Below are 13235 nucleotides of genomic sequence, written 5' to 3' on the forward strand. Positions count from 1 at the left end.
AACCTCCGAAGTCTGCGTATGGTGGGGCAGGGGGAGCTGCAGATAACGGTTACTGACCGGACAAAATCCAGCCAGCGGCCTTTTCGGCAATCATCAGGGTCGGTGAATTGGTGTTGCCGCTGGTGATTTCGGGCATCACGGACGCGTCGACAACCCGCAGGCCACCGATCCCTTTGAGGCGAAGATGCGGGTCAAGCACGGCAGACGGATCATCCGCATGCCCCATCTTGACCGTGCCGACCGGGTGGAAGATCGTTGTGGCGATGTCACCGGCCAGTTTGGCCAGTTCTTCATCGCTTTGATATTGCACGCCGGGTTTGAATTCGTCGGGCTGATACTTTGCCATGGCCGGTTTTGACATGATGTCACGAACCTGTCGCAGGCTGTCGGCGGCGACTTTGCGGTCTTCGTCGGTATCAAGGTAATTGGGCGCGATTTGCGGTGGGGTGCGGTAATCGCCGGACTTGATCTGGATGGTGCCGCGGCTGGTTGGGTTCAGGTTGCAGACCGAAACCGTGACCGCGGGAAAATCATGAAGATCGCCGCCAAACGCCTCAAGGCTGAGCGGCTGAACATGATATTCAAGATTTGAATATTGCCGATCGGGATCGGAGCGGGTGAAGGCACCAAGCTGGCTGGGTGCCATGCTCATCGGGCCCGAACGGTTCAGAAGATATTCCAGGCCGATCTTTGCCTTGCCGACCAGACTGTTGGCGAGCGTGTTAAGCGTTTTGGCACCCTGTACCTTGTACACCGCACGGATTTGCAAGTGATCCTGCAAGTTCTGACCGACGCCGGGAACATCGGCGACCACATCAATGCCATGCTGTTTTAAAAGGTCCGCCGGGCCGACGCCCGAAATCTGCAAAATCTGTGGCGAGTTGACCGCACCTGCGCACAGAAGTGTTTCCTTGGCAGCCGTCACGGTTTGCTCGATGCCAGCCCGATTGATGACCGCCCCGGTACAGATTTTCTGACCATTAGCATCCTTTCCAAAGGTCAGTTTTTCGACCTGGGATTCCGTCCAGACCGTCAGGTTGCTGCGCGACTTGATCGGACGAATGAAGGCCTTCGAAGTGTTCCAGCGCCAGCCAGAACGCTGATTGACTTCAAAATAGCCAATGCCGGTATTGTCGCCGTCATTGAAATCATCGGTCGGCTCGATGCCGTTTTGACCCGCGGCCTCGATAAAGCTGTCCAAGACATCCCAGCGCAGGCGCTGTTTTTCAACGCGCCATTCGCCACCATTTCCGTGAATGTCCGAAAACGGCTTGCCATTGCTGGCCTTCGGGGTGGCGCCGCCATCAAGTTTGTAGTGGTTTTCGTGGCGTTTGAAATCGGTCAGGACATTCTGCCAGTTCCAGGCGTCGTCACCGGTCAGCTTGGCCCAGTTATCGTAATCACGGGCCTGACCGCGCATATAGATCATGCCATTGATCGATGAACAGCCGCCCAGCGCCTTGCCACGCGGATAACGCAAGACACGCCCGTTAAGCCCCTTGTCGGGTTCGGTTTCATACATCCAGTCGGTGCGCGGATTGCCAATGCAATAGAGATAACCCACCGGAATATGGATCCATGGGTAGTTATCGGCTTTGCCAGCTTCGAGCAGCAGCACATTGTTTTTGGGATCCGCACTTAGCCGGTTTGCCAGCAAACTGCCGGCTGTTCCCGCCCCGATAACGATGTAATCGAACGTTGGAATGGTTGCGGTCATAACAATGTGCCTCCCGGTCGGCGCTTTTATGGGCCGGGCTGTCCGCACGAAGAAGCCGTCAAACGCGCGTCAAACGCAAAGTCCGAAAAGGCTGTCTTGATTGTCGCCTGACCTGTTTGGTGTCAATCGGTTCCCGGTGATTCTAGAAATCGACCAGAACCCGAAATTCAATTAAGGCGCGAAGCGATGCACAAATCTAATGACAAAATACGAATAGCAATATTACTATTTTTTATATGACCCGCTTTTCGAACATCAACATGTTGCTGGCTTTTGTCACCGTCGCACGCGAGGGCAGTGTTTCGCGCGCGGCATCGGTGCTTAATCTGACGCAGCCCGCCATCAGTCATCAGATCAAACGTCTTGGCGAGGAAACAGGAATTACCCTGTTCAAGCGCACCTCGACCGGATTGCAGATCACGGCCGATGGTCAAGCCATGCTGACAAAGGCCGAACAGGTCATTGACGCCATGGACGAGTTTCGCCGCAGCGCCCGCCAACGTGCTGGCCGTATCAGCGGGAAATTGCGGCTTGGCACCATTGTCGATCCGGAATTCATCCGCCTCGGCCGGATGTTAAGCCAGCTGCGGACCGACTTTCCAGATATCGAGACCGAACTGGCGCACGGGGTCAGTGGCGATATGCTGTCCGGCGTGCTGCGCAATCAGATCGATGCCGGGTTTTATCTGAGCGGGCCGGACGTGGCCGGTGATATCGCCGCCGAGACGTCAGAAGCCATTCACGCGATAAAACTGGCCGATTTCAATTACCGCGTCATCGCCCCGGTGGGGTGGGAAAGCCGGGTCGAAAATGCCGACTGGGCATCTTTGTTAAAGCTGCCCTGGATCGGCACCACCCATGCCTCGGTGCATTCGCGCTTGCTCAGGCGGATATTTGACGAGTTTGAATGCACGCAAAACTCGGTTGCGCTGGTCGATCAGGAGGCATCCATGCTTGAGATGGTCCGATCCGGCGTGGGGCTTAGTTTGTGCCGCGATTCCATCGCCCTGCATGAAAAGCAGACCTTTGGTCTTGCGGTGTGCAATTCGGTGTCCATCCCGGCCTGTCTTAGCCTGGTCACGACCGAGCGAAAGCGCGAAACGCCAACAATCGCTGCCCTGTTCGAAGTGCTTGATACCACCTGGTGATCAGTCGGGTTTGTGGCGTTTCTAGCGAATGCCAGCGCGCAGGAACGCCTGAATGAATTGGCGCTGGAAAATCAGGAATGCGATCAAAAGCGGGGCGATGGTCATGATGGTTGCGGCACTGATCACCGAGATATCCACCCCGGTTTCTGGCGCGCCAAACAGTGACAATCCCACTGTCAGAGGCCTGGTTTCCGGTGAGTTGGTCACAATCAAGGGCCACAGGAAATTGTTCCAGTGCGTGGCAATCGAGACCAGCGCATAGGCGAGATAAACCGGCTTGGCCGCAGGCACATAGACCTTCCACACAACCCCCATCCAACCGCAGCCCTCAATCCGTGCGGCTTCTTCAAGCTCGACCGGGACCGATTTGAACGCCTGCCTTAACAGGAAAATACCAAACGCGCTGGCCATATAAGGCAGGCCGATGCCAAGGGCCGTGTCAAACAGGCCAAGCTTGGAAACGATGGCGTAGTTTTCGACAATCAGGACTTCGGGCAGGATAAACAGCTGTAGCAGAACAAGGATAAAGATCGTATCGCGGCCCTTGAATTCAAATCGTGCAAAGGCGAACCCGGCAAGGGTACACAGCACCAGCTGACCGGCGAGGATCAGGGTCACGAGGATCACGGTATTGGCAAAATATCCGCCCCACGGCACCGCCCCCCAGACATAGGTGAAGTTATCAAAGGTCAGCGGGTTGGAAAAATCCAGACCAAGGGCGGTGCCCGATGGTTGCAACGCGGCCCAGGCGGCAAACAGCAATGGTGAAATCCAGACAATCGCCAGAACCCATGCGCCAAGCGTATCAAGCAGCTTGTCAAAATCGGGCAGGGTGAGTTTGGTGTTTGCAATCGCGGTGTCTGTTTTCATCGGTAGTGGGTCCGTTTTTCAACCAGTCGGAACTGCGCGACGGCAACAAGGCCAAGCGCCAGCAACACAAGAATGGTCATGGCGGCGGCATGCGGGCTGTCGAAATAGGCAAATGCCATTTCCCAGATCCAATACAGGATCAGTTTGGACGCGTTGTTTGGCCCACCCTTGGTCAGGATGAACAGGTGGTCGATCAGTTTGACCGAATTGATCATCGCATTGACGAACACAAAGATCGTGGTCGGCATCAAAAGCGGCAGCAACACCCGCCTTGTATAGGTCCAACGCCCAGCCCCCTCGATCCGGGCGGCTTCACGAAGGTCCGGCGGGATGGTCTGAAGGGCGGCGAGGTAAAAGATCATGAAGAAGCCGGCTTCTTTCCAGATCGTCACGATGATGACGGATGCCAGTGCGGTTTCCGGCTGCCCCAGCCAGTTGGTCGGGGATGCGCCGAAAAAGCCGGTAATCTGATCAATGACGCCAAGATCAGGCGTATAGAAAAACAGCCACAGATTGGCCGCGGCAATCATCGGCAAAATGGTCGGGGTGAAATAGGCACTGCGCACAAACGACCGGGCGGGGATATGGGCATTGGCCCAAAGCGCCATGATCAGCGCAAATATGATCGAAACCGGGATGGTGACCCCGGCATAAATCAGATTGTTGCTCGCAACCGTCCAGAAGGTCGGATCGGCAAACAGGTCGCCATAATTTTCAAACCCGGCAAAGACAGACGGGCGGCGTGATGTGCCCCGGCTAAACAGGCTGTGCCAGAAGGTCGCAATGGCCGGGTAAAAGGCAAACAGGCTCATCAGGGCCAATGCCGGTGCGGCCAGCATCCAGCCATAAAGCGCAAGCCTGCGTTTTTGAAGTCGGGCCATTTCGTTCATGGTCGGCACGTCCTGCAATACAAAGAAATCAATTAATCAAAATCATCAAACAAAGGTGCCGAAGCGGGGTGTTCCCGCTTCGGCGTGCAGATCGGGAGTTCTTAGTGGAAGGCCCGCAGAAGACGTTCTGCTTCGGACTGGGCATCGCCAAGGGCTTCTTCCGGGGTTTTCTCGCCGGTCAGGGCCGCCTGGATGGCGTTGTTCAGACCTTCGCGGACGCGCGCGGTGTCATAGGTCGAGAATTCAGCAACCGAAACTTCGAGCTGATCACGGGCAACCAGTGCTGGCGGGAAGTCCGCGACATAGGATTTCAGTGCATCGGTTTCATAGGCTGCCGGGGTAACACCGACATAACCGGTGGCAATCGACCACTCAGCCGCACGTTCAGGCGAGGTCATGTATTTGATCAGCGCCAGCGATGCTTCTTTCTGCTCGTCAGTGGAGTCCTTGAACAGATAGAAGTTGCCGCCACCCGTGGGCGAGCCCGGCTGTTTGTGTTTCGGCAGCATGGCAACGCCGAAATCAAACTGTGCTTCGCGTTTGACCGCCGACAGGTTGCCGGTCGAATGCCACATCATGGCCGTCTGACCCTGAACGAAGGCCTGACGCAGGGTTCCCCATTCAATGGTGCCTTCGGGCATGATTTTTTCTTCGGTTGCAAGGTCACGCCAGAACTGAAGCGCCTCAACAACGGCCGGATCATCGAAATAGGTTTCGGTACCATCACCGCTCATCAGTTCCTTGCCGTTCTGGATGGCAAAGCACTGGAACATCCAGTACGGATACCCGGTTGACGGAACCATCAGGCCCCATTTGCCGTCTTTGGAAAGCGCCTTGCCGGTGGAAACCAGTTCTTCCCAGGTTTGCGGCGGCATTTCCGGATCAAGACCGGCTTCGCGGAACATGTCCTTGTTGTAGTACATGACAATGGTCGAACGCTGGAACGGGATGCCCCAGGTTTTGCCATCGACATCACCGTTGGCCATCAGTGCCGGATAGAAGCCGTTCAGCCATTCCTTGTCTTCTGCGGTTTTGACAACGTCATCAAACGGAACAATCAGGTCCTGTTCGATCAGGTCATAAACGTCGATCGAGAACATGACCGAAAGCTGTGCCGGATCGCCGCTTTTGATGGCGGAAACCGCACGCAGACGGGTGTCGTCATAGTTGCCGGCATAGATGGCGTTGACTTTGACATCCGGGTTTTCGGACTCAAAACCTTCGATCATGCCGTCAATGACGTTGGTCAGCGGGCCGCCAACAGCGATCGGGTAATACATGGTCAACTCGGTTGTGGCAAAGGCCGGGCTTGCCGCCGTTGCCATCAATCCGGCTGCGATTGCAGCACTGGTTACGATGTTACGCATGGACAAAAGTTCCCTGTTAAAGTGTCGAAGTTGCAGTGTCAGGTTGAGAGGTGATCTTGGTATCGTGCGCTGATGTGCCCGGTACCGTCGGTGTCAGACGATGACCGCCTTCGCCATCAAACCAGTGGGCCGCAGCGCCAGCCCAGCTGAGCGAGACTTCTGTCCCGGGCGAAATTTCAACGCGACCGGGCAGGCGGGCGGTCGCCCCTTCGGTGCCCGGGATCGCAACAAAAACGAATGTCTCCGCACCCAGAAATTCACTGCCGGTCACGGTCGCAGGAATGCCCCAGGGTGCGGTTGTAAGGTCGGTGGTCAGGACCAGGTCCTCGGGCCGGATGCCAAAGGTGAGGTTGCTGGCATTAAAGTCCTTGGGAATGACCGACGCCGGAAGGGCGCCTGCCGGTAAAAGCGTCATGGGCGGGCTTCCGACAAAACCGGCGGCGAAGGCGGTGGCGGGTTTGAGGTAAAGGTCGGCTGGATCACCGACCTGCTCGATCCGGCCATCCTTCATCAGAATGACGATATCGGCCATGCTCATGGCTTCTGTCTGATCGTGGGTGACATAAACCACCGTAATGCCAAGGCGCTGTTGCAGATCGCGGATATCCTTGCGCACCGCATGGCGCAGTTTGGCATCAAGGTTTGAAAGAGGCTCATCCATCAGGCACAGCGGATGACCGGCGACAATCGCACGCGCTAGTGCGACGCGCTGGCGCTGGCCACCGGAAAGCTGGGCGGGTTTGCGGTCCTCATACCCTTTAAGGCCGGTCACACGCAGGGCATCTTCAAGACGGGTCCTGATCTCGTCCTTTTTGGCTTTGCGCACCTTCAGGCCAAAGACGATGTTTTCAGCCACACTCAGGTGCGGGAACAGGGCGTAGGATTGAAACACCATCGACAGGCCGCGCTTTGATGGCGGGGTGCTGGTGACATCCTTGCCATCAATCGTGATGGTGCCGTGATCAGCGGTTTCCAGCCCGGCAATCAGGCGCAGCGTTGTCGATTTGCCGCAGCCCGACGGGCCCAACAGAACCACAAAGCTTCCGCGCGGAATGTCGAGCGACAGGTCATGCACGCCATTGCCGCCGTCAAACACGCGCGACACGGAAGTGATGCGAATAAAGGGGTGTTGGTCAGTCATTCGTAACTTTCGCTTTTGGCAATTTGCAGACGTGCGCGAACGTCTTCGCGGTCAAACAACGGATCGAAAATGCCGCCGGGAACACCATCGACGACGATCAGGTCGGGGTCGGTGATGTGGCCGCCCTTGGCCGGGGCCGGGCGGCCGAATTTCGATTGATCGGCAACAAGGATGGAATTGCGGCAATTGCTGGCAATCGCCTGACGCAGCGAAACCTCGCGATGGTCGAAATCGGTCAGGGTGCCGTCGGGCTCAATCCCGCCAACGCCAAACAGACCGAAATCGACCTTGTATTTGTTAAACATCACCTCGGCCTCGGGGCTGATGACGTCGCGGTCGGGCAGGCGCAGCGTGCCGCCGGGAATGACAATCCGGTTGCCGGTATTGTTGCCCAGCGCCATGGCGGCATTCATGTTGTTGGTAATCACCGTCAGGTGGCGATGGTCGGCCAGATTGAGCGCGACCAGTTCCAGCGTGCTGCCAATCCCGATCAGGATCGACGCCCCGTCTGGGATCAGGCTTGCGACATGCAGGGATATGGCATGTTTGGCGGCGATATTGGTGACCTGGCGGCTGTCATAGGACAGGTTCATGCCCGGCTCACCGGCATATTCGACGCCGCCATGGCGACGGCGCACCAGATTGGCGTCACTTAACATATTGACGTCGCGCCGCACGGTTTGCGGCGTAACGTCAAAATGCTCGGCCAGCTTGTCGATGGAGACAAAGCTGTCACGGCGCAGGATATCGATGATGTCGCGTTGTCGCGCAGAAATATTCATTTGATCGTTCAATTTGTTGTTTTGAACATTGAAGCGATCATACGCGGCTTCGTTGTCACTAAGATTTCAGAAGCATGACATTCATATGAATATTCCGACGGCGGCGAACGGCCCGGAAAACAAAGGATTTTTACGTGATGCTCAAACGAACATCGAACGCAACCCTATCCGTGCAGGACGGGGCTGTAACAAAAAACGCCGCCCGATCTTGATCGGACGGCGTCTTGAAAGGTGAGTATCGCGTCAGGCGTTGATCAGAACAGTTTTTCACGCGGATCAAAGCGCGGGGCGGGCTCGGCCGCAAGCTGTTCGAACACTTCATCAAGGGTATCGGCGACCGTATACAGGTTCTTGTGGCTTGGGCGGGCAAAGCCGTCCTCGATGATGCCATCAATCATGTCAAAGCACTTGTCCCAATAGCCCAGCGCATTGAGGAACACCATCGGCTTGTCATGAATGCCAAGCTGGCGCAGGGTCATGGCCTCAAATGCCTCATCGAGACTGCCCAGGCCACCGGCAAGGGTGACGAAGGCATCGGATCGTTTGAACATCTCGACCTTGCGTTCATGCATGGATTTGCAAACGATCAGTTCGGACAAGCCGGTATGGCCGACTTCGATATCATCGAGATGGGCCGGAATGATGCCAACCACCGTTCCGCCATTTTGCATGACGCCATCTGCCACGGCCCCCATCAGACCGATGCGCCCCCCGCCATAGACCAGCGTGATATCGCGTTCGGCCATCATCTTGCCAAAGGCGATGGCATTTTCCATGTGTCGCGGATCCTTGCCGTCTGAAGCACCGCAAAAGACACAGATTGATTTTACTTTTGTCATGGCGACCTGCCTTGTGTTTCTTGTTTCGCAGGTAGCGGGACGGCGCAAGTGGCTTGCGCATCATCCCGTACGGAAAGCGACCATAACCGATCAAATCGCATCTGTGGCAGTAATTTCCGCATGGCAGCATCTGAAATTTAAGTGACATGCCCGTGCCCTGATTTGCCGGTGCCCTGATTTGATCGTCTTTGGCCGTAATCTTGCCAACAGGTCATGGCAAAGATGATCAAGGCTTGGAAACCCGCAGATCGCGCGCTTTTTGTCGCAGGGTTAACAAGTTCTGAACCTGATTGTGGGATGGGTAGATCTCGCACTGTATTCAGCGTAACCATAAAAAGAAGGCAGGACCGCCCAACGTGTTTGTCGACAGTCCATTCATTCTCGCCATTGTGATATCGGGCATTATTGCCGCCGTTCTGATGCTGGCCTTGTGGCTGGGGCTGGAACGCGCGATTGCGCGCCGTCTTGTCTTGGGCGCCGTCATTCCGGCGGTTGCCGTGGCGGTGCCAGCGGCCATCGGATTGCCCGAAACCGCACGCGGCGGTGTGGGGGCAGCACTTTTGATGCTTGTGCTTGGGGGTGTTTGCGGCGCGATTATGGATTTTTCGCGCCTGTCAGAACGCATATCGCTGGGCGTTGCCGGGGTGATCTTGTTGCTGGGCGCCTGGCTGGTGCTGGCAGCCCCGATCAGTGGGCTTTCATACCATCCCGGTGCGATCCAGATCATCGCCTGGCTGGCGTTTTTGAGTGTTGGTGGCTGCTTCCTGTGGGTAACGCGCCCGGATTTCTCCGAAGATGACGATGACACCGCCAAACCAACCAAGGGCAAAAAGACCAAAACCGCCAAGGCCAAAGCAAGCAAGGCGGATGCGGCCGTGGATATTGTTGCCTTGGCCAAGCCGGGGCCGGTGGCGGTTCTGATGACCTTGGCCCTGGGGCAGGGGATTATCGTTTATCAGTTCGGGTTAACTGATTTTGTTGTCTTGCAGGCCGCCCTGACGGTGGCGTTGATCGTGGCCCTGATTTCGGAAAAGGCTGCACCACAATACCGTGTGGCGGTCTGGCTTGGCGTGGTCGGGGCGCTGATGGCAGGGGCTGCCAGTGCGATGATCATTGTGCCAGCATCCTGCCTTGCCTTTGCGGTGTTGCTGCTGGTGGTGTCGGGGCGTCAGGCATCGGTTCGTCTGGCTGCGCATTTGCCGGGGGATAATCCAGCGCAGGCGGTGCTGTTGGGCAGTGTGATCAAGGTCGGTGTGCTTGCTTTGCCGCTGATCATGGCCGCCCTTGTTGCCTATGTCGGGGCCGAAATGGCGGCCAGAGCCGTTTGAGGCGAAGGTTGACTTGGGGCGAGTAGACTGATTCTCTTCATCTTTGCCTAACGGTTGCGCGGTATCGTTTGTTCGTTACGTTATGGAAACTGCGCGCTGAAAGTAGTACAAGTTTCTAATTAACGTGCTCGGACGGGTTGTTTGAGGGGAATATGGCAAACAATTTCAATGTCTTGAGTGGAAGTCGAATAACCATAAACATCGTTCAAGGATATTTCCGGTGAAGCGACCCTATATCCTCGTCATAGTCGGCGTTGTACTGATCATTGCAGCAATTGCGCTGAATTACATGCTGACCAAAAGTGCGGACGAAGAAACCGCACCGGCAGTAACCCAGGCGCCTGCAGTTACCACTGAAACGACGCCAAGCGAACCGGCATCCGAGCCGGACACCGCAGCGCCCGAAATTTCCAATCCAAGCTTTGATGTCGTGCGCATCGGTCCGGACGGCAATGCCGTTATCGCCGGTCGTGCCGAACCGAACAGCACGGTTCGTATCCGCGAAGGCGATGAGGTGATTGGCGAAGCCACAGCCGACGAACGCGGCGAATGGGTCGTTCTGCCAAGCAAGCCACTGGCAAGCGGTGATCGCGAATTGTCGCTTGAGGCCGAAGACGAAACCGGCAATGTCGCCAAGGCCGAAGACAAGATCGTTGTTCTGATCCCCGAGGAAGAAGCACCGGCCGCCGCGACGGAAACGGAAGCCGCAACCACGGATGCGCCGACCGAAACCGCCGAGGCAGACCAAGGCGAAGCCGCACCGTCTGACGAACCGGCAGAAGAAGAGCAGCCGATCATCGCGCTTAAGGTCCCGGCCGAAGGCGAAGGTGCGGCAACCGTCATGCAGGGCCCGGCACCAGAGGCTGCATCTGCCACGGAAAAAACCGAAACACCGGATGCAAATCTGCCACGTCTGTCGATTGATATCGTCGATTACGACACCGAAGGCCGCGTTGCGATGTCGGGCAAAGCGGATCTTGATCACACGGTTCGGATCTATCTTGATAATAAGCATGTCGGCACCGCACCGGCCGATGAAAACGGCAATTGGGCGCTGACCATTGGTGAGCCGATTGAGCCGGGCAATTACACCATGCGCGCCGATCAGCTTGATAGTTCAGGGAACGTGACCGCACGTGTTGAAATTCCGTTTGAGCGGGCACGACCAGAACAAATTCTGGAGCCGGGGTCACGCTATGTCGTTCAGCCGGGCAACAGCCTGTGGCGCATTGCGCGCCGCACCTATGGCGAGGGCCTGAAATACTGGGTGATCTATCATCAGAATCGCAACCAGATCCGTGATCCTGATCTGATTTATCCGGGGCAGATTTTTGCACTGCCGAACGAAGAAATTCAGCAATAAGCATCACTTTTCTTTGCGAGGGGCAAAGCACATGGTAAGTGTGTTTTGCTCCTTTTACGTATGAAACCAAGTTTGGGGCCAAACAGTTTGACGCGGGTTGCGTTGCCCTTTGTCATCACTAGATGCTAGGTAAGCGCCCGCACGGTACCAAGGGTACCGAATTGATATGCCCAACCATGGCAACCAGGGAATTAAGACTTTGAAATCCGTTCTTGTGCCGATCAATCCGGAAGGCTGGAAATTCGTTGCAATCTTCGCAGCGATCACTGTGGGCTTGTTCCTGATTGCGGAACCGCTGGGCTGGATCGGCGTGATCCTGACACTTTGGTGCGCGTATTTCTTCCGCGACCCGGATCGTATTACGCCCACCGATGAAAATCTGGTGATTTCCCCGGCAGACGGCCGTGTTTGCATGATTTCGCAGGCGCCGCTGCCCAAGGAACTCGAACTTGATGACAAGACCCCGCGCACGCGTGTGTCGATCTTCATGAATGTGTTCAACGTCCATGTGAACCGCTGCCCGGTCAATGGCGAGATCATTGGCGAGGCCTATGTGCCTGGCAAGTTCGTCAATGCCGAACTCGACAAGGCATCGGAAAACAACGAACGCCAGATCCTTCTGGTGCGTGACAAGGAAGGCCGTGAGTTTGGTGTTGTCCAGATCGCCGGTCTGGTTGCGCGCCGTATCCTGTGTGATGTCGGCACCGGCTCGATCCTTAAGGCGGGCGAGCGTTTTGGTCTGATCCGCTTTGGCTCGCGCGTGGATGTCTATCTGCCCGAAGGTGTCTCGCCCAACGTGATTGTCGGGCAAACGACGATTGCCGGTGAAACCGTTCTTGCTGATGTCTCAGTCAAGGATAAGGACGCCGCAGTCGGGGAGATCCGATAATGGCAGGCGGCATCGAACCCGTTCGTCGTCCCCGTCGCTTCAAGGCGCTGTCGCTGACCCGGCTGGTGCCGAACGTTGCGACGATCATGGGGATGTGTGCTGGTCTGACCTCGATCCGCTTTGCGATGCAGGATCGTTGGGAAGCCGCCGTTGCCGCCATTCTGATTGCAGGGATTATTGATGGCCTTGATGGTCGCCTTGCCCGCATGCTCAATGCATCCAGCCGCTTTGGCGGCGAACTCGACAGCCTGTCGGACTTTGTCTGCTTTGGCGTTGCCCCGGCGATGATGCTGTATTTCTGGTCGCTGCATGAGTTCGGTGGCATTGGCTGGGCCTTGTCGCTTCTGTTTGCGGTCTGCATGATGCTGCGTCTTGCACGCTTCAATACCCAGATGCTGGGCGAGCCTGAACTGCCGACATGGGCCTACCGGTTCTTTACCGGGGTTCCGGCACCGGCGGCTGCCGCCCTTGCCATGTGGCCGATTGTTCTGACCTTCCAGTTTGGCGAAGGCATTTTTGACAGCCCGTATATCGTTGCACCCTATGGTGTGATTATCGCGTGCCTGATGGTGTCGCGTCTGCCGACCTTTAGCTTCAAGAAGGTCAAGGTACCGCGCGCCTGGGTCTTGCCCCTGATGCTGGCATTTGGGGCGTCGGTGGCGTTTCTGGTGTCCTCGCCGTGGCTGACCCTTTCGGCCATTGCCGCGATCTATTTTATCACCATGCCGCTGTCATATCGGTCGTATCGCCGTATGGGGGTCGAAAACCAGCAGCGTCAGGACAAGGAAGATGAAGAAGATGATGATGGTGAACCCGATGACGATCCCGACGAGGGACTAAATCGCGTCCATCAGAACTGATCATCAGATCACATTAAAAGCCGGCAGAGTTGCCGGCTTTT

13 protein-coding genes are annotated in these 13235 nt (G+C 56.5%); 6 read left to right on the forward strand and 7 right to left on the reverse strand.

Annotation, left to right across the window (positions count from 1 at the left end; genetic code table 11):
- Nucleotides 1-49: 49 nt before the first annotated feature.
- Nucleotides 50-1717 carry a GMC family oxidoreductase gene (locus tag ACXAF0_RS06975; RefSeq protein ID WP_475345162.1) on the reverse strand — a complete coding sequence of 556 codons (1668 nt, stop codon included), beginning with the start codon at nt 1715-1717 and terminating at the stop codon, nt 50-52.
- Nucleotides 1718-1953: 236 nt separating this feature from the next.
- Between ACXAF0_RS06975 and ACXAF0_RS06980 the strand changes: the two genes are divergently transcribed.
- Nucleotides 1954-2865, forward strand: coding sequence for a LysR family transcriptional regulator (locus tag ACXAF0_RS06980; protein ID WP_475345163.1), 912 nt, complete (start codon nt 1954-1956; stop codon nt 2863-2865).
- A gap of 21 nt (nt 2866-2886) precedes the next feature.
- Here ACXAF0_RS06980 and ACXAF0_RS06985 read toward each other — a convergent pair whose 3' ends face one another.
- The 5 genes from ACXAF0_RS06985 to ACXAF0_RS07005 all read right to left on the reverse strand — a co-directional run bounded on the left by ACXAF0_RS06985 (nt 2887) and on the right by ACXAF0_RS07005 (nt 7915).
- The gene (locus tag ACXAF0_RS06985; protein ID WP_475345164.1) at nt 2887-3735 is read right to left on the reverse strand and encodes a carbohydrate ABC transporter permease; all 849 of its coding nucleotides are present in this window, start codon (nt 3733-3735) and stop codon (nt 2887-2889) included.
- Entirely contained in the window at nt 3732-4625 is an 894-nt protein-coding gene (locus ACXAF0_RS06990) for a carbohydrate ABC transporter permease (protein ID WP_475345165.1), read from the reverse strand. The genes ACXAF0_RS06985 and ACXAF0_RS06990 overlap by 4 nt, the downstream gene beginning before the upstream one ends.
- A 101-nt stretch (nt 4626-4726) precedes the next feature.
- Nucleotides 4727-5992, reverse strand: coding sequence for an ABC transporter substrate-binding protein (locus ACXAF0_RS06995; RefSeq protein WP_475345166.1), 1266 nt, complete (start codon nt 5990-5992; stop codon nt 4727-4729).
- A gap of 16 nt (nt 5993-6008) precedes the next feature.
- Complete coding sequence (locus ACXAF0_RS07000; RefSeq protein WP_475345167.1) at nt 6009-7133, reverse strand: ABC transporter ATP-binding protein; 1125 nt, start codon at nt 7131-7133, stop codon at nt 6009-6011.
- Complete coding sequence (locus tag ACXAF0_RS07005) at nt 7130-7915, reverse strand: DeoR/GlpR family DNA-binding transcription regulator (protein ID WP_475345168.1); 786 nt, start codon at nt 7913-7915, stop codon at nt 7130-7132. The genes ACXAF0_RS07000 and ACXAF0_RS07005 overlap by 4 nt, the downstream gene beginning before the upstream one ends.
- 85 nt (nt 7916-8000) lie before the next feature.
- Between ACXAF0_RS07005 and ACXAF0_RS07010 the strand changes: the two genes are divergently transcribed.
- Nucleotides 8001-8150, forward strand: coding sequence for a hypothetical protein (locus tag ACXAF0_RS07010; RefSeq protein WP_475345169.1), 150 nt, complete (start codon nt 8001-8003; stop codon nt 8148-8150).
- A gap of 19 nt (nt 8151-8169) precedes the next feature.
- Here ACXAF0_RS07010 and ACXAF0_RS07015 read toward each other — a convergent pair whose 3' ends face one another.
- A complete protein-coding gene (locus tag ACXAF0_RS07015; RefSeq protein ID WP_475345170.1) occupies nt 8170-8754 on the reverse strand; it encodes an LOG family protein in 585 nt (194 codons plus the stop codon).
- A 356-nt stretch (nt 8755-9110) separates the two neighbouring features.
- Between ACXAF0_RS07015 and ACXAF0_RS07020 the strand changes: the two genes are divergently transcribed.
- The 4 genes from ACXAF0_RS07020 to pssA all read left to right on the forward strand — a co-directional run bounded on the left by ACXAF0_RS07020 (nt 9111) and on the right by pssA (nt 13194).
- The gene (locus tag ACXAF0_RS07020; RefSeq protein ID WP_475345171.1) at nt 9111-10082 is read left to right on the forward strand and encodes a hypothetical protein; all 972 of its coding nucleotides are present in this window, start codon (nt 9111-9113) and stop codon (nt 10080-10082) included.
- Between the two features lie 220 nt (nt 10083-10302).
- Nucleotides 10303-11445, forward strand: coding sequence for an Ig-like domain-containing protein (locus ACXAF0_RS07025; protein ID WP_475345172.1), 1143 nt, complete (start codon nt 10303-10305; stop codon nt 11443-11445).
- Between the two features lie 166 nt (nt 11446-11611).
- On the forward strand, nt 11612-12334 hold the full coding sequence (locus tag ACXAF0_RS07030) for a phosphatidylserine decarboxylase (protein WP_475345173.1): 723 nt from the start codon (nt 11612-11614) through the stop codon (nt 12332-12334).
- Complete coding sequence (pssA, locus tag ACXAF0_RS07035; protein ID WP_475345174.1) at nt 12334-13194, forward strand: CDP-diacylglycerol--serine O-phosphatidyltransferase; 861 nt, start codon at nt 12334-12336, stop codon at nt 13192-13194. The genes ACXAF0_RS07030 and pssA overlap by 1 nt, the downstream gene beginning before the upstream one ends.
- Nucleotides 13195-13235 lie beyond the last annotated feature (41 nt).

The sequence above is a fragment of the Thalassospira sp. ABD4_177 genome (assembly GCF_056160125.1).